This is a genomic window from Mycobacterium ahvazicum (assembly GCF_900176255.2).
Taxonomy (GTDB): domain Bacteria; phylum Actinomycetota; class Actinomycetes; order Mycobacteriales; family Mycobacteriaceae; genus Mycobacterium; species Mycobacterium ahvazicum.
In genome coordinates, this window is record NZ_FXEG02000003.1 from 119,803 (window position 1) to 139,139 (window position 19,337).

Here is a 19,337-nt window from a genome sequence, read left to right on the forward strand (position 1 = left end):
ATCCGGTTAAATCATCGCCCGCAGCGGACCCTGCGGATCGACGCCCAGTGAGCTAAGCGCCGACGCGTGATACACCGTGCCGGGTACGTGGATGGCATGCATCTGGCCGACGTGGACGTCACGCCAGTACCGCTGCAGCGGCTTGTCCATCCGTGCCGCGTTACCGCCCGAGCGGGCGAAGATCTCGTCGACCGCCGACACCGCGCGCCACACCGCGCGCACCTGCGTGCGACGCCCAGCCGCGCGATCGGCGAACGACACCTCCTTACCGGCGGCGACCATGTCGTAGATGCGGTCGGCGTTGGCCAGCAGTTCCTGGCGCGCGGCGTTGATGTCGGCGGCCGCCTCGCCGATCGCGTGCATGACATACGGGTCGTCCTTGATCGCGGTTCCGGTGGCGCCGACGCGCTCGCGCTGATAGTCCAGGTGCGCGGCCAGTGCCCCCTCGGCGATGCCGATCGTCGCCGCGGAGATGCCCAGCGGGAACATCGTCGACCACGGCATCAGATACAACGGCTCGGTCATCCCGGCCTCGCGCTGGGCGGTGCCGTCCATCACCTTGGTGGCGTCCATGGTCCGGTAGGCCGGCACGAACGCGTCGGAGACAATCACGTCCTTGGAACCGGTGCCCCGCAGCCCCACCACATTCCACGAGTCCTCGACGATCTCGTAGTCCTTGCGCGGCAGGATCATGTGCAGCATCTGCGGCGGCATCAACGGGACGCCATTCTCGTCACCGAGCATGGCGCCCAGGATGATCCAGTCGCAGTGGTCGGTGCCGGAGCTGAACTGCCACCGCCCGTTGAACAGGTAGCCGCCGTCGACCGGCTTGGCCACGCCCTGCGGCGCGTACGGAGACGCCACCCAGGTGTCGACGTCATCAGCCCAGATCTCGGCGGCGACCTTCGGGTCCGCGTAGGCCAACTGGTAGGGATGCACGCCCACGACACCGACGATCCACCCCGCCGCCGGGTCCAGCGCCGCCGTGGCCATCGCCGTCTCGGCGAACTCGCGGGGATGGGCCTCGAAGCCTTGGTATTGCTTGGTCTGCAGCAGCCGGATCAGGCCGGCACTCTTCATCAGCTTGACGGTGTCGTCGGTAAGCCGGCCGATTTGTTCGGCTTCGGCGGCCTGATCGCGCAATTGGTCCGCCATGGCCACTACCCGGTCCAGTACCCGGTCGCTCATATCTGTGTCCTTACGTGTGTGGGCTAAGTAATGGTCTACCGCAGTCCTCGCCCGTCCCAAAGGAAATCCCGATGAGCGGACGCAAATACGTGTCCGATGACCGGGAAGCCCGGCGCGCGGCGGCCGACCGGCCAATACCGTGCGTACCTATGAGTGATGCCGTCGATGTGATCGTGGTGGGTGCCGGGTTCGCCGGCCTCTATGCCCTGCACAAGCCGCGCGCGCAGGGACCCTCGGTGTGGGTGCAGCGATGACCGGCTTACTCGACAAGGTCGTCGTGGTCACCGGCGCCGGCAAAGGCACCGGTCGGGTGCACTGTCAGCGCTTCGCCGACGAGGGTGCCGACGTGATCGCCCTCGACGTTGCCCTGCATGCCGACGAATTGGCCAGTATCGCAACCGAAGTCGAAAGCCGGGGCCGTCGGTGCGTCACGGGTGTCGCGGACGTGAGCGACCTCGCGGACGTGACCTCGGCGATCGACAGCGGTGTCGCCACGCTGGGCCGCCTGGACGTCATCATCGCCAACGCCGGTGTTCACCTCCCGGGCGCCCCGTCCTGGGAACTCGACCCACAGGTCTGGCAGCGGACGCTGGACATCAATCTCTCCGGGGCCTGGCACACCGTCAGAGCCGGCGTGCCGCACATCGGCGCCGACGGTGGATCCGTCGTTCTGATCAGCTCTACCAACGGTCTTCGCGGGACGGCGAACACCGCGCACTACACGGCCAGCAAGCACGCGGTCGTCGGGTTGGCGCGCACGCTGGCCAACGAGCTGGGACCGCGCGGCATCCGGGTCAACACGGTGCACCCGGGGCCGGTCGCGACGCCGATGGTGCTCAACGAGGCGATGTACCGCAAGCTGCGGCCCGATCTGGCCAACCCGACGGCGGCCGACGCGGCCGAGGTGCTGCAGGCGCGCAATCTGTTGCCGGTCCCGTGGGTGGAGCCTGTCGACATCGCCAACGCCGTGGTGTTCCTGGCATCGGATCAGGGCCGCTACATCACCGGCACCCAGCTTGTCGTCGACGCCGGCCTGACCCAGAAGACGACATGACCGTGACGGCCGAAGGGCGTCTCAACGGGAAAGTCGCGCTGATCACCGGCGCGGCACGGGGGATCGGCCGCGCCCAGGCCGTGCGCTTCGCGCAGGAGGGCGCCGACATCGTGGCATTGGATGTGTGCGGGCCCGTCGACACCGTGGTGATCCCGCCCAGCACGCCACAAGACCTCGAGACGACGGCGGCCCTGGTCGCGGAAACAGGCGGGCAGGTGCATTCCGAAATCGTCGACGTGCGCGACCTCGCCGGGATGCGGGCCGCTACCGACCGCGGTGTCCGGCGCTTCGGCGGCTTGGACGTGGTCTGCGCGACGGCCGGAATCACTTCCCGCGGCATGGCGGTGGACCTGGACGAAAACGCCTGGCGCACCATGCTCGACGTCAACCTCACCGGAGTCTGGCACACGTGCCGGGCTGCCGCGCCGCACCTGATCGCGCGCGGCGCCGGCTCGATGGTCCTGACGAGTTCGATCGCCGGGCTGCGCGGCTTGCTCGGTGTGGCCCATTACACCGCAGCCAAGCACGGTGTGGTCGGCCTGATGCGTAGTCTGGCCAATGAGCTTGCGCCACATAATGTTCGGGTCAACTGCATCAACCCGACCAACGTCGACACACCGATGATCCAGAACGACGCCGTCCGCAGCGCGTTTCGGCCAGACTTGGACCGGCCGCGGAGCCGGGTGGAATTCGCCGAGGCCGCGACGGCGATGAATATGCTTGCGGTGCCGTGGATCGATCCGGTCGATGTCGCCAACGCCGCGCTGTTTCTGGCTTCCGACGAGGCGCGCTACATCACCGCGATCGTCCTGCCCGTCGACGCGGGCGCCACCCAGCGATGAGGAGACGACGATGACCGACGTGGCGGATTTGCTGACCCGGCTGCGACGGCTGGAGGACGACCGCGACATCAGACAGTTGATCGCGTCCTACGGTCCCGCGGTGGACGCCGGCGATCCGGATGCCAGCGCGCGGCTGTGGGCGACCGACGGCGTGTACGACGTCGACGGCTGGCGGATGGAAGGCCGTGCCGATGTGCACGCGATGATCAGCTCGGAGGCCCACCAGAAGTTGGTGGCCAACGGCTGCTCGCATTTCCTGGGGCCGTGTGTCGTCACGGTCGACGGCGACGACGCGGTGGCGGTCTGCGAGTCCCTGGTGCTGGTCCGCGACGGCGCTGAGAAGGGTTCCTACCGGGTATGGCGCGCCACCGCACACCATTTCGTGCTGCGCCGCGTCGACGAGCAGTGGCAGATCACCACCCGCACCAGCCGGGTGCTCGACGGCAATCCCGACGCGCACGCGTTGCTGCTGAAAGGACTTGCGGGAGCGCCCTAACGAGACAGGAAGGCCAGGACCGTACTTTCGAAGGCCGCCTTGGCTTCGATCATGGCCCAGTGCCCGGAGTTCGGGAAGATGTGCAGCTCCGCGTTGGGAATGGTGCGCATCGGGATCAGCGCCATGTCGGGCGGACTCACCCGATCGTCGCGGCCCCAGGTCAGCAGCGTGGGCGCGGCCAGCTTGTGCATCGTCGCCCACGGGAAGGGCCGGTCCGAGGCAGCCATCGCGGAGTTCATCGCGGCGAACGCCGCCTTGCCGTACATCCGGCGCGCGGCGTCCAGCGTGACGGGATCGGTGGCCAGTTGCCAACGCTCCTCGATGAGTTCGTCGGTCACCAGCGCCTGGTCGTACACCATCGACTTCAGCCAGTCGACCAGCCGCTGCCGGGTGGGGTCCTCGACGAACTCCTGCAGCAGCCGGATGCCCTCGCTCGGGCTGGGACTGAAAATGTTGGTGCCGATGCCGCCGATGGTCACCAGCCGGTCGACGCGGTCCGGGTTACCGATGGCGAAGTTGATGCCGACGCCGCCACCCATCGAGTTGCCGACGATGTGCGCCTTCTCGACTCCGAGCGCGTCCAGGAACGGCGCCACCGCGCCGAAGGCCGTGACCATCGGGTGACCACCCAGGTCGTCGGTGACCCCGAAGCCGGGGAATTCCAGGATCAGGCAGCGAAAGTGCTCGGCGAACGTGGGCAGAATTCCGCGGAAGTTGCGCCAGCCGGTGACCCCGGGGCCGGAGCCGTGCAGGAACAGCAGCGCGGGACCGGAATCCGGGCCGCAGTCGTAGTAGCGCAAACCGCCCTTCGGGGTGGTGATTTCACGCAGGTCATGCTCGACGGAGGTATTGGACACGCATGCCACCCTGCCATGTCCCCGCGTGGTGCGTGAGCGGTGTTCCGCTCAGCGGTAGGCGCGGCGAGCGTCTCGCTCACGGCCTCGAGTGTGCGTTCACGGTTTGGAGTGCGCGCTCAGGGCGACAATATCGCCGACTTTCGGTCCCGGACGCACACTCAATACCGAGCGTGCACGACGAAAGTAGCTGTGCGCCAAGGCCTCAGGACGGCCTGGCCATGGCGGAATCGGCGGCTGCCCAATCGGTCGACACCGTGCGGTGCTTGATCAGCCAGGTGCCACCGTCGGGCACCAAGACATCGCGATAGCGGCCGAAATGGTCGAGTCCGAGGTGGGTGACGACGGTGAAGTAGCAGGACACTCGAGCCTCGTCGGGAGTCAACGAGGTGAATGAGATGTTGGCGACGTTGTGCCGAACGACCGGCTTGACGTCCGCCTCGACGGCGAGCTTGCCGGTGACACCACCGAGGAACGCGACGATCGCGGATCGGCCACGCAGAGGTTCAGCACCCCGAATCTCGAGAACGCCGTCGACGCAGAAGGTCTCGGAAAGCCCGTCGAGCCGGCCCGCGTCACCCGACCAGTTGTATCGGGCGAGCGTGTCACGGATCTGCTCGCGGGCCACCAGCTCCCACATCTCCATCGCCGTGACTCCTCACCCGACCGCAGGTACTTCACAGCACCTTAGTCAGGCGGCCTACTGGACGATGCGAGGCTGGAAGCGGTGCAGCGGCTTGGGCATGACGCCGTTCAAGTCGAAAACGGCTATCATGGCCTGCAATAAGGCGGGGGACCAGTCGTCGAGTGGGTGTGCGTCTATCCGGGCGAGCACTTCACGTCGGAGGTACTCGATGTTCATCGGGGGCTGCTGATCGGTCATGCCGCGCCTCCGGCTCCTAGCTCCTGGGCAGGTCGTTCGGTCCTACATGACGCTAGGGCTGATGCCTCGGCGATGTATAGGCAACTTGTCAGATTCAAATGTCTCTCAAGGAATAGCGCCGCGGGTTACAAACTCCGCCGTCCTGAGCGGGAATGAATCGTTTCGGGAAGCCGTAGAACAACGCATGGAACTCAACGACGCCGCACGAAACCTCATCGGCAAGGGTGTCGACGCCACCCTGGTCACCGTCAATCCCGATGGCAGCCCCCAGGTCAGCCTGGTCTGGGTCGCGTTGCAGTCCACGCCGGACGGCGACGAACTCGTCAGCGCCCACCTGGCCGACTACAAGAAGCTGCGCAACATTCGCAAGGACCCGCGGGTCGCGGTGACGATCGTGGCGATAGACGACCAGGGCATCCGGCCCCGGCCATACCTGTCGATCGCCGGGACGGCGCGGATTGTCGAGGGCGGCGCCCCGGAGCTGCTGAGGGAACTCGATGCGCAGCTGGGGAGTCCGGACGTGCAGTTCCCTCCGGACGACGCTCCGCCGGGGTACCTCAACCGCATCCGCATCGAGAAGGTCGGCGGCATGGGACCCTGGGTGTCCTGAGCTGAGCTTTGCCACTTCCGCTACCCGGAGTATCGCAATACAGTAAGTGGATGAAACCGGGAGCTGACGGCAAACATATTCGGACCTGTCCGCTGTGTGAAGCCATGTGCGGCTTGGAGATTCAGGTCGAAGCGGGCGTAGTGACGGGCATTCGCGGCAACCGTGACGACGTGTGGAGCCGTGGCCATCTCTGCCCGAAGGGCGTTTCGCTGGGCGCGGTACATCACGACCCGGACCGCGTCCGTAACCCACTGATCAAAGTCGACGGCGAGTTCCGGGAAGTCAGCTGGGATGCGGCGTTTCGGCGCTGTACCGAGCTGCTGACGCCGGTGATCGAGAAGTACGGGATCGGTGCGGTCACCGCCTACACCGGCAACCCGCTGGCACATTCGTTTTCGCTGGCCCGCTACGCCGGCGTGCTGATGGGCATGTCCGGGATGCCGGTCACCTATTCACCGGGGACGGTCGATCAATGGCCGAAGAATCTGTCGTCACACCTGATGTACGGCCTCTGGTGGAATTTTCCCGTGCCCGACATCGAGCGCACCGACCTGCTGGTCATCATGGGCGCCAACCCCGCCGCGTCGCAGGGTTCACTGCTGGCCGCACCGGACGTGATGGGCCTGATCGACGGAATCCGCAAACGCGGCAAAGTGATCGTGATCGACCCGGTGCGCACGCAGACCGCCGCGCAGGCCGACGAGTGGCTGCCGATCGTGCCCGGCACCGACGCGGCCCTGCTGCTGGCGGTCGCGCACACGCTGTTCGCCGAGGACCTGGTGAATCCCGGCCCGCACGTCGATGGCTGCCTAGATGGGTTAGAGACGATGCGTGACGTCGCCGCGGCCTGGCCGCCCGAGCGGGTCAGCGATGTCACCGGCATCGACGTCGACACCATCCGGCGGTTGGCGCGCGAACTCGCCGGTGCCGGGAAATCAGTGGTGTATGGCCGAATTGGCCTGTGCAACCAAGAGTTTGGCAGTTTGGCCAGCTGGATGGTCGATGTGATCAACATCTTGACCGGCCATTTCGACACTCCCGGCGGAGCGATGTTCCCCAAGCCGGCGGCCTGGTCGATCACCACGCAACCGCTGCCCGGCCTGGAGGGCGGTCTCCCGGAATTCGGCCGCTGGCACACCCGGGTGCGCGGCGCCAAGGAAGTGCTCGGGCAGGCCCCGGTGTCCTGCATGACCGAGGAAATCGCCACACCGGGCGAGGGGCAACTCAAGGCGCTGATCACCGTCGCGGGCACCCCGGTGTTGCCCCCGCCCGGCGGCGACAAGCTCGACGAAGTGCTGCCGATGCTGGAAGCGATGATCTCCATCGACCTCGGGGTCAACGAGACGACCCGCCACGCCGATGTGATCCTGCCCGGGCTGTCACCGCTCGAGCAGCCCCACCACGACGACCTGATCCTGTTGTTCGCAATCCACAGCATCGCGAATTACTCGGCGCCGGTGTTCGATCCCGGTGATCGCCCGCACGAATGGGAGATCCTGATCCGGCTGACCGGCCTGTGTACCGGAACACCGGCCGAGGACGTCGACGTCGCCGCGATCGACGACGGCTTCTTCGATTACCTTGCCTTCACCCGCGGAGTCGACGGCGCCGAGCTACGCACGCTGTACGACGCAGCCGGTTTGAAAGGCGGGCCCGAACGCATACTGGACCTCACGCTGCGCACCGGTCCGTTCGGGGACCAATACGGCAAGAACCCGGGCGGGCTGACGTTGGACCTGCTCAAGGCCAATCCGAACGGCATCGACTTCGGGCCGATGGTGCCGCAGCTCCCCGACATTTTGGGCACCCCGGATAAGAAGATCCGGCTGGCTCCGCAGTACCTGCTCGACGACCTGCCCCGGCTCCAAGCGCGGATGCAGCGGCCGGCCGAGCAGTTGGTCCTGGTCAGCCGCCGGCACCTGCGCTCGAACAACACCTGGCTGCACAACGTGCCCGCGCTGATGAAGGGCAAGGACCGGTGCACGCTGCTGATCCACCCCGACGACGCCGCGCGCTGCGGCGTGTCCGACAACGACGTCGTCACGGTGAAATCGGAGGCCGGCGAGATCAAAGTGCCCGTCGAGATCACCGATGCGATCAAACCCGGTGTCGTGTCGATGCCACACGGCTGGGGACATGGCAAGCCGGGCACGCGCATGTCCGTCGCGAACAGCTCACCGGGCGCCAATACCAACGCGCTCTCCCTGCCGACATTTGTCGACGAGCCATCCGGTAACGGCGCCCTCAACGGGATACCGGTGACCGTCCTCGAGGATCAAGCCCGCTTCGAGGCCGCCCCGACCGGCTGACGACCAGCCTGCGCCAGAGCAGCTGGTCGACGCTCGCGCTGTTTGCTGAACCCTCGAATGCGGATCCACGTTGCTATAGCAGAACGTCGCGGGGAAGGGGGGAGACGCCATGTATTACTACCTGCTGTTCATCGCGCTGATCGGCGTTGAACGCCTGATCGGGCTGGTCGTCGCACACCGGAATGCGCAATGGTCAATCGCCCACGGGGGCAAGGAATTCGGGCTCGATCACTACCCGGCGATGGTCAGCCTGCATGTGTTGCTGCTGGTGTCATGTGTGGTGGAGGTGTGGGCGCTCGGACGCCCTTTCGTGCCCTGGCTGGGCTGGCCGATGCTGACCGTCGTCGCGCTCAGCTGCATCGTCCGCTGGCGTAGTGCGATGGCCCTGGGCAGGCACTGGAATCCGCGGTTGATCGTGATTCCGGGTGCGCCGCTGGTCCGGCGTGGCCCGTATCGATGGGTGCGGCACCCCGACTACATCGCCGTCGTCGCGGAGGTCGTCGCGCTGCCGCTGATCCATTCGGCCTGGCTGACGGCGATCGTGTTCAGCATTGCCAACGCGGCGCTGCTCAACGTGCGCATCCGCCTGGAAAACGCGGCGTTGACCTACGTCTGAGCGATCAGGGCGCGATGGGCCGGTTCGTCCACTCCCGGTCGGGCCGCCGCGACGAACGGAACCATCCGCCCGCCGCGCCGGTGCCCCCGTCGGTGGGAATGGTGTGGCCCGTGACGAAGTCCGACAGATCCGAGGCCAGAAACAAGATCACCCTGGCCTGGTCCGCAGGCAACCCCATCCGTCCGGCCGGAACCCACTGCGGCCACTGCGCCTGCTCCTCGGCGGACAGCCACTGCGAGTAGGGCACCTGGAGCGATTCGGTGACATCGGGGCCGATCGCGTTGACGCGCACGCCGTCACGGCCCACCTGAACCGCGAGGCTGCGGGTGAAATGAATGACGGCCGCCTTGAACGCGGCGTAGACCGGGTCCTCGGGGTAGCCGCGCAGCCCTTCCACCGAGGAGACGTTGACGATCGAGCCGCGGCGTTGACACACCATCGCCGGCAGGAAAGCGTGGGTGACCAGGAAGACGTGGTGCAGGTTGATCCGGTAGAGCTCGTCCCACAGTTGCGGATCGGTGTCGACGAAATTGCCGGGGTGGCGCAGCCAATGCCCGACATTGTTGACCAACACATCGATCCGGCCGAACCGATCGAGCACCGATCGTGCCAGGGCGGCAACCTGATCCGCGTCGCGTACGTCGGCGACGACCGGCACAGCCACCCCGCCCGACGCCGAGATCGCATCGGCGGTCTGCTCGGCGAGTGCGGCGTCGATATCGGCGATCACGACCTGGGCACCGTGTCGGGCGAACAGCTGCGCCGTGGCCGCGCCGATGCCGCCACCGCCGCCGGTCACCACCGCCACCCGGTCGGTCAGCAGCACACCGGCGTCAGTTGCCTGTTCCATGCTCATATCTTCGAGCACTCGCGAAATCGTCGGCATCGAGGCCAGAACCGGCGCACAACTTTGCCTGCCCAATACCCGAATTCAGCACCCGCAAACGGTGACGAACGTAGCAATTCACGACGGTCTAGCTGCGGTTATCGCCCTTCATCGCGGGTACTCTGCGATCCCTTAGGAGTTGGTCAATAAATGGTTACCAAACCGGTTACGCGGCACGTTCACCATCGTCGCAGTCCGCAATCGATCGCCGTCTCAATGGCAAGTCGATTGATCGTGAAGAATGTGGTCCGAGCGTGGGCGCTGCAGCCGGGTCCGCAATGGCCGTTGGGGTACGTCGACGGTCTGGTGGGCTTGATACCTCATTTCCGCTCCGCGGCGACGGTGCAGCCGGTGCGCCTGGAACAGTGCAACGCCGAATGGGTGCGCGCCCCCGGCGTATCCCCGACGCGGGCCATCCTCTACCTGCACGGCGGCGCCTTCCTCACGTGTGGGGTCAACACCCACCGCGCGCTGGTGACTCGTTTGTCGGAGGCGGCCGATGCCGGCGTGCTGATCGTCGGATACCGAAAACTTCCGTCGCACCAGATCGCCGACGCGATCGACGACGGACTCTGCGGCCTGCGTTGGCTGCAGCGGAACGGCTACGAAGCCGACCGGGTGGTCGTTGCCGGCGACTCGGCGGGCGGATATCTCGCATTCATGACGACACTGGCCGCGATCCGCACTCAGCTCGCGACGCCGGCTGGGGTCGCCACCGTATCGCCGTTCACCGATGCGAATCCGGACCGAAAACTCAAGCACCGCAACGCACGCAGATGCTCGATGTTCACCGCCGGTGCGTTGTCGATCTTCTCGCGCTATCTGGGCGAAGTTCAGCTTCCGGACGGTCCGGGCAGCTCTTCGGGTCATGTCGTCTCACCCGTCGACGCCGATTTGTCGGCACTGCCGCCGGTGGCCATACATGCGGGTGCCGACGAACTGTTGCTTGCCGACGCCGAGCTCATGGCAGAACGGTTGGAAGCCAACGGAATTCGCTGCGATCTGCATGTCTGGCACGGCCAGATCCACGACTTTCCGCTGGCGGCCGATGTTCTGCCCGAGGGTAGGCGGGCCATCCGTTATCTCGGGGATTTCGTCAAGGAAGTCACGTCCGGATCTTGGCGTCGCGGGAGCGGACAAGTCACCGCCGCCGCGGGATAGTGCGGTTCGCCCCGAAATCAGCGGGGCTGCGGGCCTAATCGGTTTCGTCGAAATCCGAGTCGATCGTCTGCTGCTGCTCGCGCCAATCGGAATCCGTTGCCTCCAAGGGCACCTCGGCGTCGTCGGGCCGGGCTGGGTTCGACGAAGACTCGCCGGTGGTGCGTTGTTGCTCAACGGCGTCGGCGATGGGCACGTCGTCGGGGAACTCGCCGTTATCGTGCATGCGCGTCGGGTTACCCGAGCCGCCATCACCCAAACCATGCTGAATTTGCGCCGCGCCAGGGGTGCAAACCGCACGCCGGCGGCAACGCGTATCGGCGACCAGTCCCCGATTTGGCCCCGACGCCGATACAGTGGGGCTCGTGAGCCGAGCAGCCCCACCTGTGCTGACCGTGCGGTACGAGGGATCCGAGCGGACCTTTGCACCCGGCAACGATGTGGTCATCGGGCGTGATTTGCGGGCGGACGTCCGCGTTGCGCATCCGTTGATTTCCCGGATACATCTGGTGCTGCGCTTCGATCAGGGCCGGTGGATCGCCATCGACAACGGCAGCCTCAATGGTTTGTACGTCAACAATCGCCGGGTCCCGGCCGTCGACATTCAGGACGGTCAGCGGGTCAACATCGGCAACCCGGATGGGCCGACGGTGACCTTCGAGGTCGGACGGCATCAGGGTGTGGCGGGGACGCCGCCACTGACGACGTCGATCCCCATCGTCAACCCGCTTACCGGGCCGGCGGATCCGCGGCTGGCCCAAGGACGTCCACCGACCGGCTCGATGTCGCAGGGTTTGCCGCCGCACCCGCCGGCGAGCCCGTCCCGGCCGATGCCGACGTATCCGACCCCGCCCCCGCAATCCGGCCCGCCATCGGGGCCCCTTCCGACGTATCCGACCGGCGCGCAACCCAGCGGACCTCTGCAGCAGCATCACCCGACCGGCACCCAACCGGCGGGCCCGGCCAGCGGACCGATGTCGTCGCCGCACATCTACCGGCCACAGCCGGCCCAGTCTCCGCCGGCCGCGCCCCTCGACCCGCCGACCGCACTGACCAGCCGAGTCGGTGGCGGCGACGGCTCGAACCTGGCGACGTCGATGATGAAGATTCTGCGGCCGGGCAAGGTGGGCGTGGACGCGCCCGGCGCGATCAAGATCGGCCGGGCCAATGACAACGACATCGTCATTCCCGAGGTCCTGGCCTCGCGCCACCACGCGACGTTGATCCCGACGCCGACCGGCACCGAGATCCATGACAACCGCAGCATCAACGGCACCTTCGTCAATGGTCAGCGTGTCGACTCCGCGGTGCTGAAGGACGGCGACGTCGTCACGATCGGCAACATCGACCTGGTGTTCGCCGGCGGCGCGCTGGCCCGCCGGGACGCCGACACCGCGGCGCAGACCCGCCTCGGCGGTCTGGACGTGCGCGGGGTCACCTGGACGATCGAAAACAACAAGACACTGCTCGACGACATCTCGTTGGGCGCCAGTCCCGGAACGCTGACCGCGGTGATCGGTCCGTCCGGCGCGGGCAAGTCGACCTTCGCCCGGCTGGTGGCCGGCTACACCCACCCCACCAACGGCACGGTCGCGTTCGAGGGCCACAACGTTCACGCCGAATACGCCTCACTACGCAGCAGGATCGGGATGGTGCCCCAGGACGACGTGGTCCACGGCCAACTGACCGTCCAGCAAGCACTGGGCTACGCGGCCGAGCTCCGGCTGCCGCCCGACACCACCAAGGCCGATCGTGAGCAGGTGGTGGCCCGTGTGCTCGAGGAGCTGGAGATGACCCAGCACCTGCACACTCGAGTGGACAAACTGTCCGGTGGTCAGCGCAAGCGCGCTTCGGTGGCGCTGGAGCTGCTGACCGGGCCGTCGCTGCTGATCCTCGACGAGCCGACGTCGGGTCTGGACCCGGCGCTGGACCGGCAGGTCATGACGATGCTGCGGCAGTTGGCCGACGCCGGTCGTGTGGTGCTGGTGGTCACCCACTCGCTGACCTACCTGGACGTCTGCGACCAGGTACTGCTGCTGGCTCCCGGCGGCAAGACCGCGTTCTGCGGTCCGCCCGCGCAAATCGGTCCGGCCATGGGGACGACGAACTGGGCCGACATCTTCAGTTCAGTCGCCGGTGACCCCGACGCGGCCAAGGCTAAATACCTCGCCCGAACCGGGCCGCCGCCGCCACCACCGCCGCCGGAGAAGCCGGCCGAGATCGGCGATCCGTCGCATACGAGTCTGCTGCGGCAGTTCTCCACGATCGCGCGCCGCCAGATCCGGCTGATCGTCTCCGATCGGGGTTACTTCCTCTTCTTGGCGCTGCTGCCGTTCATCATGGGTTCGCTGTCGATGTCGGTGCCGGGCGACGTCGGCTTCGGCATCCCGAACCCGGTGGGCAACGCGCCAACCGAGCCGGGACAGATCCTGGTGCTGCTGAATGTCGGTTCGGTGTTCATGGGGACCGCATTGACGATCCGAGATCTCATCGGTGAGCGCGCCATCTTCCTGCGAGAACAGGCGGTCGGCCTCTCCACCAGCGCCTATTTGCTGGCCAAGGTCTGCGTCTACACGGTGTTCGCGGTCGTGCAGTCGGCCATCGTCACCATCATCACGCTGCTGGGCAAGGGCGGACCGACGCAGGGTGCTGCCGCGCTGGGCAAGGCGCCGCTGGAGCTTTTCGTCGATGTCGCGGCGACCACCGTCGCCTCGGCGATGCTGGGGCTGATGTTGTCGTCCCTGGCGAAGTCCAACGATCAGATCATGCCGCTGCTGGTGGTTGCGGTCATGTCGCAGCTGGTGTTCTCCGGGGGCATGATCCCGGTCACCGGCCGGATCGGGCTCGACCAGATGTCGTGGGTAACCCCGGCGCGATGGGGTTTCGCGGCATCGGCGTCCACTGTCGATCTGACCAAGTTGGAACCCGGACCGCAGGTCCCGAAGGACGCGCTCTGGCATCACAATGCCGGCACGTGGTGGTTCAACTTCGGCATGCTGATCGCGATCAGCATTTTCTACCTGGGCTTCGTGCGCTGGAAGATTCGCCTCAAGGGCGGGCGCTGACCCACGCGGGGCCGGCGATGCCGGTGACCGGCTAGGCGCCCCTGCGGACTGTCTGCTCGGACGCGGCGTGCATCCGGTCCGACAGCCGAAGGAGATCGTGCTCGCCTATTCCCTGGGGCAGGGTGTACGCCAGCCGACGCAATTCAACGGCATAGTCGCGCAGCTCCTGGCGGAGGCGCGTCTCAATAGTCGGCATGACTGCTCCCGATCGTCGATCCGCCAATTTCAAGATCATCCCAGCCCGGTCCCGTTTCTGCGCTGCGGCCGACGGGTTTTAACGGGAGTTTGACAGCGTATTTACAGAACGACCGTCCCGGTGAACGGGCGATCACAGGTTGGGCGGCAACGGATGTCTCGTTCGGAACACGGCGGCGAGCCCCGTCGATGAAGGACGCAGTCTCCCCGGGGCCGTCGAGCCCGTACGCGGCCGGGCGTAACGTCTGTGCGAAATGGCGGGCGAAATCTCGCGCCCGCGTTACGCTGACGCGGCCATACGAAAGGGGCCGGAATGGATTTCGAACTCGACGCCGGGCAATACGCGTGGCTGACCGAGGTTCGCGAATTCCTTTCCGAGAACGTCACCCCGGAATTACGTGCCGAACTGAGCGAGCACGACCTCGAATTCCCCAATGGCGAGGTGGCCCGCTTTCGCCGCAAGATCGGTGCGAAGGGTTGGTTCGGACTGAACTGGCCGCGTGAGTACGGCGGGCTCGGGCTCGGCGCGGTGCATCAACACCTGCTGATGAGCGAATTCGAATACGCGGGCGTGCCCGGGCCCGACCTCACGGTCACCTCGGTCGCCCCGATGATCATGCGGCACGGCACCGAGCAGAACAAGACCGAATGGCTTCCGCAGATCGCCAAAGGCGAAATGATCTGCGCGGTAGGCTATTCCGAGGCTGAGGCCGGCACGGACCTGGCGAGCCTGCGGACCCGAGCGACGCGCGATGGCGAGCATTGGGTGATCAACGGCAGCAAGATCTGGAACAGCGGCGCGCAGCGCGCCACCCACGAGTGGCTCTGTGTGCGCACCGATCCGACCGGTGTGCGCCATCGCGGGATTTCGGTCATCATCGTGCCGATCGACAGCCCGGGGATTTCGATCCGCCCGCTCTACGCATGGTCGGGTTACCGAACCAATGAAATCCACTTCGACGACGTGCGGGTCCCCGTCACGAATCTGATCGGCGAAATCAACCGTGGCTGGACCTACATCACCGGCGCGCTCGATCTGGAGCGCGGTGCGCTGACCAACGCGGGCGATCTGCGTCGCGCGGTGGACGAGTTACGCGACCTGGCCCGCAGCCCGCGACGCGACGGCTCGGTGCCCGCCGACGATGCAGGCCTGCGGCGCCGGCTGGCGCAGGCCGAGGCCGACGTCGAGGTGGCGACGTTGATGGGTTACGAGGCATCCTCGATCCTGGACAGCGGCGTGATCCCCACCGTGGAGGTCAGCGTCGAGAAGATCTTCACCAGTGAATTGCGGCAGCGCATCGCCAATCTGGCGCTCGATCTCCTGGGCCCGGACGGATTGCTGGCCCACCGCAGCGAAAGCGCGCCGCTGGCAGGCAAATTCGAGCGGCTCTACCGGGTCGCTCCACTGATGCGCTTCGGTGGCGGCACCAACGAGGTGCTCCGTGATGTGATCGCCCAGCGTGGCCATGGAATGCCTTCCTATGGGCGGTGAGGCGTGAAAGCGATCCCCACCGCTGAACAGCGCGAGTTCGCCGCGTCGGTGCGCGCGCTGCTGGCCGCGGAGTGCCCGGTGAGTCTGGTGCGCGCGCTCGCCGAACCCGGTGCCGATCGAAGTATCCCGGCGCTGTGGAAGGCATTGGCGGACGCCGGTGTGTTCGGGCTCGCCGTCGCCGAGGAGTACGGCGGGTCGGGTGGCTCGCTCGACGACCTCGCCGTGTTCTATACCGAGGCCGGACGCGGGCTGTGCCCGACAGCCGTGCACAGCACCATCGCGGCGGCGCTCGTGATCGACCAACTCGGCTCGCCGGAGGCCAAGACCGCGTGGCTGCGGCGACTGGCGGACGGGACCGCCCGGGGCGCCACGGCCTTGTGGAATGTCCGTGACGCCGCGGATGTTTCGCCGGTGCTGCAGGCGCATTCAGACGCATCCGGATGGCGGCTGAACGGGACAGCCGACTATGTCGCCGACGCCGACGTCGCCGACCTGATCGTGGTGTCAGCCTCGGCAGGCGAACGCACACTGGTGTTCGCCGTGGACGCCCACGCGGCCGGGGTGAACGTGCATCCACTGGCCATGACGGGTGGGTACCGGGCGTTCGCGGTCCGGTTCGACGATGTGGCGGTCAGCGCCGAAGAGCTGCTCGATCACAATGCGCCGGATCGAACCGCGTTGCGCCGCTTGGCCAATGCGGCGGTGTCGTTGGGATCACTTGACCTGGTCGGGGTCGGTCATGCGGTGCTGGACCGCACCGTCGAGTACACCAAGCTGCGCCATCAGTTCGGCCGTCCGATCGCCTCCTTCCAGGCGGCGCAGCATCTGATCGCCAATATGCACATCGCCGTGGCCGCCGCGCGATTGGCCGCATATTCCGCCGTCTTCTGGATCGCGCGAGGACAGCTGGCGACCCGTCAAACCGCGATTGCGCGCATGCATGCCGCGACGGCGGCCCGGCTGGTCACGCTGGACGCGCATCAACTGCACGGCGGAATCGGGTATGTGACCGAAACCGATCTGCACTTGTGGACCGAACGAGCAAGGCTCGGTTCAACTCTCGGCGGCGGGGCAGAAGTCGCCGCGGCCTGGCTGGAGGAAACGTTGGAGGAAATCGGTGAGTGAGGACACCCTGATCGACGCCGAGTCGGCGTCGCGCGTGGGTACCGTCGCCGCGACCGCGACCGGCGAAGTGAATCGACGCGATTGGCAGCGCTGGGCGGCCGCGGTCGGTGACCACAATCCGCTGTACTTCGATCCGGACTATGCCCGCGCCAACGGCTTTCGCGACGTCTTCTGTCCGCCGCTGTATCTGCAGTACGCGGTGCTCGGCGTGGCGCGGCTCGATTCGTTGCGGCCCGACGGCTCCTCCGGTGCGGTTTCGGGGAGTCTGGCGTTTCCGCGTGCTCCCAAACGGATGGCCGGTGGCGAGAGCTTCACCTTTCATCTGCCGGCCTATCACCGCGACGAGGTCGAAATGGTGCGCACTATCGAGTCGATCGTCGAAAAGCAAGGTCGCTCCGGCAAATTCGTTCTGGTCACCTGGCACACGGTGTACCACAACCAGCACCGCGAGCTGGTCGCCGAGGCCTCGACGTCGATGATCGCCCGACCCTAGGACCGTGATGACTGGACAGGTGTATTACGACGACATCGGCGTCGGCGAGCCGATTCCCACGCTGACCGTCACCCCCGACGAGACTCAGCTGTTCTTCTTCAGCGCCGCCACCTACAACGGCCACCGCATCCACTACGACAAACAGTGGGCCCGGGACGTGGAGGGCTACGACGACGTGCTGGTGCACGGTCCGCTTCAGGCGGCACTGCTGGCCCGCGCGCTCGGCGACTGGATCGGCGGGCGCGGTCGTCTGGTCTGCTTCTCGGTGCAAAACCGCGCCACCGCGTTGCCCGGCCAGTCGCTGACGTTCGGCGCGGTGGTCACCGGCAAGCGCCTGACGGACGGCGCCGGGCTGGTGGATCTCGAAATCAGCGGCCGCCGCGACGACACGGTCCTGATGCCCGGAACCGCGACGGTCGAACTGCCGTTGCGCGGAACGCCGTCGTGACCGGACTGCGGGGCGAGGCGGCGATCGTCGGCATCGCGGAGTTGCCGGCGCTGCGTCGTCCGGCGGGACCGCCGCTGTTCACCCTCGACCAGTACGCGCTGCTGGCGAAGATGGCGGTCGAGGATGCCGGCGTCGATCCGGTGCATATCAACGGTCTGCTGACCCACGGCGTGGCGGAATCGACGATGTTCGCCCCGGCGACGCTGTGCGAATACCTGGGCCTGGCCCTGGATTTCGGCGAACGTGTCGATCTGGGCGGGGCGACGTCCGCCGGGATGGTCTGGCGGGCCGCCGCCGCGATCGAATTGGGCATCTGCGACGCCGTGCTGGCCGTGGTGCCCGGGTCCGCATCGGTGCCCCAATCCGAAAAACGCCCGGTACCGGCGCCGAATTGGTTTGGGGCATCGTCGAATAACTATGGGTCGCCGCAGGCCGAGTTCGAAATCCCGTACGGCAACCTGGGCCAGAACGCACCCTACGCGCAGATCGCGCAGCGCTACGCCGCGGAATTCGGCTATGACCCCGCCGCGGTCGCCAAGATCGCGGTAGACCAGCGCACCAACGCCTGTGCGCATCCCGGCGCGGTTTTCCACGGCACCCCGATCACCGTCGACGACGTCCTCGCCAGCCCGATGATCGCCGATCCGATCCACCTGCTTGAAACGGTGATGCGCGTGCACGGGGGAGTGGGCGTGCTGCTTGCCAATGCCGACATCGCCCGCCGCGGCCGGCACCGCCCGGTGTGGATCAAGGGGTTTGGCGAGCACATCGCATTCAAGACGCCGACCTACGCCGAGGACTTGCTGCACACCCCGATCGCGCGGGCCGCCGGTAAGGCATTTGCGATGTGCGGGCTGGACCCCTCCGATGTCGACATCGCCTCGATCTACGACTGCTACACGATTACGGTGCTGATGAGCCTGGAGGATGCCGGCTTCTGCGCCAAGGGCGAGGGCATATCCTGGGTCGCCGGGCGCGACTTGACCTACCGCGGAGACTTTCCGCTCAACACCGCCGGCGGTCAGCTGTCGTTCGGTCAGGCCGGCATGGCCGGCGGCATGCATCACGTCGTCGACGGGGCGCGCCAGGTCATGGGACGAGCCGGGCAGGCGCAGGTGCCGGACTGTCACACCGCGTTCGTGACCGGCAACGGCGGCATCATGAGCGAGCAGGTCGCGCTGATCATGCGGGGGGACTGAGGCCTTGAGTACCGAACCCCGTCCAATTCCCGAGCCCACCCCGGTGTCGAAGCCCTTCTGGGATGGCTTGGCCCAGCATCGAATCGTGGTCCAGTACTCGCCCTCGCTGCACCGCTACGTGTTCTATCCGCGCACGCTCGCCCCCGGAACTCTGGCCGATGATCTGGAGTGGCGTGAAATCGATGGTGCGGGAACGCTGTACACCTTCACGGTTGCCCGCAGACCCACCGCCCCGCCCTGGGCGGATGCCGTGCCGCAATTGCTCGCCGTGGTGCAATGGGATGCCGGGCCGCGGATCAGCACCGAATTGATCGACATCGACCCCAGCGACATCCGGATCGGTATGCGGGTGGAGCCGGTGTTCTACGATCTGCCCGAGGCCGGTATCACCCTGTTGCGATATCGGCCCGCGTGACCTCAACGG

The 19,337-nt window shown here is 66.7% G+C and carries 21 protein-coding genes; 14 read left to right on the forward strand and 7 right to left on the reverse strand.

Annotation, left to right across the window (positions count from 1 at the left end; all coding sequences use genetic code 11):
• Window positions 1-6: 6 nt before the first annotated feature.
• Window positions 7-1,188 (reverse strand): acyl-CoA dehydrogenase family protein, encoded by a 1,182-nt coding sequence (locus tag MAAFP003_RS13185; protein ID WP_096287552.1) that lies wholly within the window; start codon window positions 1,186-1,188, stop codon window positions 7-9.
• 250 nt (window positions 1,189-1,438) lie between these two features.
• Here MAAFP003_RS13185 and MAAFP003_RS13190 point away from each other — a divergent pair, with 250 nt between their 5' ends.
• Genes MAAFP003_RS13190 through MAAFP003_RS13200 form a run of 3 tightly spaced genes read left to right on the forward strand, consistent with a single transcriptional unit; the run spans window position 1,439 to window position 3,580 of the window.
• Entirely contained in the window at window positions 1,439-2,242 is an 804-nt protein-coding gene (locus MAAFP003_RS13190; protein ID WP_096287556.1) for a mycofactocin-coupled SDR family oxidoreductase, read from the forward strand.
• Window positions 2,239-3,084: a mycofactocin-coupled SDR family oxidoreductase gene (locus MAAFP003_RS13195; RefSeq protein WP_096287558.1), complete on the forward strand. Its 846-nt coding sequence runs from the start codon at window positions 2,239-2,241 to the stop codon at window positions 3,082-3,084. Before MAAFP003_RS13190 ends, MAAFP003_RS13195 begins: the two co-directional genes overlap by 4 nt.
• A 10-nt stretch (window positions 3,085-3,094) precedes the next feature.
• Complete coding sequence (locus MAAFP003_RS13200) at window positions 3,095-3,580, forward strand: nuclear transport factor 2 family protein (protein ID WP_096287560.1); 486 nt, start codon at window positions 3,095-3,097, stop codon at window positions 3,578-3,580.
• Here MAAFP003_RS13200 and MAAFP003_RS13205 read toward each other — a convergent pair.
• From MAAFP003_RS13205 to MAAFP003_RS13215, 3 genes are all read right to left on the reverse strand, one after another.
• A complete protein-coding gene (locus MAAFP003_RS13205) occupies window positions 3,577-4,437 on the reverse strand; it encodes an alpha/beta fold hydrolase (RefSeq protein ID WP_096291119.1) in 861 nt (286 codons plus the stop codon). The two genes, MAAFP003_RS13200 and MAAFP003_RS13205, sit on opposite strands and share 4 nt — an antisense overlap.
• Before the next feature lie 202 nt (window positions 4,438-4,639).
• A complete protein-coding gene (locus MAAFP003_RS13210; RefSeq protein WP_096287562.1) occupies window positions 4,640-5,080 on the reverse strand; it encodes a nuclear transport factor 2 family protein in 441 nt (146 codons plus the stop codon).
• A gap of 54 nt (window positions 5,081-5,134) precedes the next feature.
• Window positions 5,135-5,317: a hypothetical protein gene (locus MAAFP003_RS13215; RefSeq protein WP_096287564.1), complete on the reverse strand. Its 183-nt coding sequence runs from the start codon at window positions 5,315-5,317 to the stop codon at window positions 5,135-5,137.
• Between the two features lie 184 nt (window positions 5,318-5,501).
• Between MAAFP003_RS13215 and MAAFP003_RS13220 the strand changes: the two genes are divergently transcribed.
• From MAAFP003_RS13220 to MAAFP003_RS13230, 3 genes are all read left to right on the forward strand, one after another.
• Window positions 5,502-5,927 (forward strand): PPOX class F420-dependent oxidoreductase, encoded by a 426-nt coding sequence (locus MAAFP003_RS13220; protein ID WP_096287566.1) that lies wholly within the window; start codon window positions 5,502-5,504, stop codon window positions 5,925-5,927.
• Between the two features lie 50 nt (window positions 5,928-5,977).
• Window positions 5,978-8,236, forward strand: a complete 2,259-nt coding sequence (locus MAAFP003_RS13225) for a molybdopterin-dependent oxidoreductase (RefSeq protein ID WP_096287568.1) — start codon at window positions 5,978-5,980, stop codon at window positions 8,234-8,236.
• Window positions 8,237-8,345: 109 nt separating this feature from the next.
• A complete protein-coding gene (locus MAAFP003_RS13230; RefSeq protein ID WP_096287570.1) occupies window positions 8,346-8,852 on the forward strand; it encodes an isoprenylcysteine carboxyl methyltransferase family protein in 507 nt (168 codons plus the stop codon).
• Between the two features lie 4 nt (window positions 8,853-8,856).
• Here the strand turns inward: MAAFP003_RS13230 and MAAFP003_RS13235 are convergent, their stop codons facing one another.
• A complete protein-coding gene (locus tag MAAFP003_RS13235; protein WP_096291120.1) occupies window positions 8,857-9,702 on the reverse strand; it encodes an SDR family NAD(P)-dependent oxidoreductase in 846 nt (281 codons plus the stop codon).
• A gap of 186 nt (window positions 9,703-9,888) precedes the next feature.
• On the opposite strand from MAAFP003_RS13235, the gene MAAFP003_RS13240 reads away from it, so the two are divergent.
• Entirely contained in the window at window positions 9,889-10,899 is a 1,011-nt protein-coding gene (locus tag MAAFP003_RS13240; RefSeq protein WP_096287572.1) for an alpha/beta hydrolase, read from the forward strand.
• Window positions 10,900-10,933: 34 nt separating this feature from the next.
• Here MAAFP003_RS13240 and MAAFP003_RS13245 read toward each other — a convergent pair whose 3' ends face one another.
• The gene (locus MAAFP003_RS13245) at window positions 10,934-11,122 is read right to left on the reverse strand and encodes a hypothetical protein (protein ID WP_096287574.1); all 189 of its coding nucleotides are present in this window, start codon (window positions 11,120-11,122) and stop codon (window positions 10,934-10,936) included.
• Window positions 11,123-11,252: 130 nt separating this feature from the next.
• Between MAAFP003_RS13245 and MAAFP003_RS13250 the strand changes: the two genes are divergently transcribed.
• Window positions 11,253-13,961 (forward strand): FHA domain-containing protein, encoded by a 2,709-nt coding sequence (locus tag MAAFP003_RS13250; protein ID WP_165796401.1) that lies wholly within the window; start codon window positions 11,253-11,255, stop codon window positions 13,959-13,961.
• A gap of 31 nt (window positions 13,962-13,992) precedes the next feature.
• Here MAAFP003_RS13250 and MAAFP003_RS29160 read toward each other — a convergent pair whose 3' ends face one another.
• Window positions 13,993-14,157: a hypothetical protein gene (locus MAAFP003_RS29160; protein ID WP_165796402.1), complete on the reverse strand. Its 165-nt coding sequence runs from the start codon at window positions 14,155-14,157 to the stop codon at window positions 13,993-13,995.
• A 312-nt stretch (window positions 14,158-14,469) separates the two neighbouring features.
• Here MAAFP003_RS29160 and MAAFP003_RS13255 point away from each other — a divergent pair, with 312 nt between their 5' ends.
• The 6 genes from MAAFP003_RS13255 to MAAFP003_RS13280 are packed head-to-tail and all read left to right on the forward strand — an operon-like array spanning window position 14,470 to window position 19,328.
• Window positions 14,470-15,648, forward strand: coding sequence for an acyl-CoA dehydrogenase family protein (locus MAAFP003_RS13255; protein WP_096287576.1), 1,179 nt, complete (start codon window positions 14,470-14,472; stop codon window positions 15,646-15,648).
• Window positions 15,649-15,651: 3 nt separating this feature from the next.
• On the forward strand, window positions 15,652-16,773 hold the full coding sequence (locus MAAFP003_RS13260) for an acyl-CoA dehydrogenase family protein (RefSeq protein WP_096287578.1): 1,122 nt from the start codon (window positions 15,652-15,654) through the stop codon (window positions 16,771-16,773).
• Window positions 16,766-17,266: a MaoC family dehydratase gene (locus MAAFP003_RS13265; RefSeq protein WP_096287580.1), complete on the forward strand. Its 501-nt coding sequence runs from the start codon at window positions 16,766-16,768 to the stop codon at window positions 17,264-17,266. The genes MAAFP003_RS13260 and MAAFP003_RS13265 overlap by 8 nt, the downstream gene beginning before the upstream one ends.
• Before the next feature lie 7 nt (window positions 17,267-17,273).
• Window positions 17,274-17,714: a hotdog family protein gene (locus MAAFP003_RS13270; RefSeq protein WP_096287582.1), complete on the forward strand. Its 441-nt coding sequence runs from the start codon at window positions 17,274-17,276 to the stop codon at window positions 17,712-17,714.
• Window positions 17,711-18,913, forward strand: a complete 1,203-nt coding sequence (locus MAAFP003_RS13275) for a thiolase family protein (RefSeq protein ID WP_096287584.1) — start codon at window positions 17,711-17,713, stop codon at window positions 18,911-18,913. The genes MAAFP003_RS13270 and MAAFP003_RS13275 overlap by 4 nt, the downstream gene beginning before the upstream one ends.
• Window positions 18,914-18,917: 4 nt before the next feature.
• Window positions 18,918-19,328, forward strand: coding sequence for a Zn-ribbon domain-containing OB-fold protein (locus MAAFP003_RS13280; protein ID WP_096287586.1), 411 nt, complete (start codon window positions 18,918-18,920; stop codon window positions 19,326-19,328).
• Window positions 19,329-19,337: the final 9 nt, after the last annotated feature.

Excerpts from the sequence above, each read along its gene's own strand:
- MAAFP003_RS13185 (WP_096287552.1), bottom strand. The coding sequence starts at position 1,188 with ATGAGCGACCGGGTACTGGACCGGGTAGTGGCCATGGCGGACCAATTG.
- MAAFP003_RS13190 (WP_096287556.1), top strand. The coding sequence starts at position 1,439 with ATGACCGGCTTACTCGACAAGGTCGTCGTGGTCACCGGCGCCGGCAAA.
- MAAFP003_RS13195 (WP_096287558.1), top strand. The coding sequence starts at position 2,239 with ATGACCGTGACGGCCGAAGGGCGTCTCAACGGGAAAGTCGCGCTGATC.
- MAAFP003_RS13200 (WP_096287560.1), top strand. The coding sequence starts at position 3,095 with ATGACCGACGTGGCGGATTTGCTGACCCGGCTGCGACGGCTGGAGGAC.
- MAAFP003_RS13210 (WP_096287562.1), bottom strand. The coding sequence starts at position 5,080 with ATGGAGATGTGGGAGCTGGTGGCCCGCGAGCAGATCCGTGACACGCTC.
- MAAFP003_RS13215 (WP_096287564.1), bottom strand. The coding sequence starts at position 5,317 with ATGACCGATCAGCAGCCCCCGATGAACATCGAGTACCTCCGACGTGAA.
- MAAFP003_RS13220 (WP_096287566.1), top strand. The coding sequence starts at position 5,502 with ATGGAACTCAACGACGCCGCACGAAACCTCATCGGCAAGGGTGTCGAC.
- MAAFP003_RS13225 (WP_096287568.1), top strand. The coding sequence starts at position 5,978 with ATGAAACCGGGAGCTGACGGCAAACATATTCGGACCTGTCCGCTGTGT.
- MAAFP003_RS13230 (WP_096287570.1), top strand. The coding sequence starts at position 8,346 with ATGTATTACTACCTGCTGTTCATCGCGCTGATCGGCGTTGAACGCCTG.
- MAAFP003_RS13235 (WP_096291120.1), bottom strand. The coding sequence starts at position 9,702 with ATGGAACAGGCAACTGACGCCGGTGTGCTGCTGACCGACCGGGTGGCG.
- MAAFP003_RS13240 (WP_096287572.1), top strand. The coding sequence starts at position 9,889 with ATGGTTACCAAACCGGTTACGCGGCACGTTCACCATCGTCGCAGTCCG.
- MAAFP003_RS13245 (WP_096287574.1), bottom strand. The coding sequence starts at position 11,122 with ATGCACGATAACGGCGAGTTCCCCGACGACGTGCCCATCGCCGACGCC.
- MAAFP003_RS29160 (WP_165796402.1), bottom strand. The coding sequence starts at position 14,157 with ATGCCGACTATTGAGACGCGCCTCCGCCAGGAGCTGCGCGACTATGCC.
- MAAFP003_RS13255 (WP_096287576.1), top strand. The coding sequence starts at position 14,470 with ATGGATTTCGAACTCGACGCCGGGCAATACGCGTGGCTGACCGAGGTT.
- MAAFP003_RS13270 (WP_096287582.1), top strand. The coding sequence starts at position 17,274 with ATGACTGGACAGGTGTATTACGACGACATCGGCGTCGGCGAGCCGATT.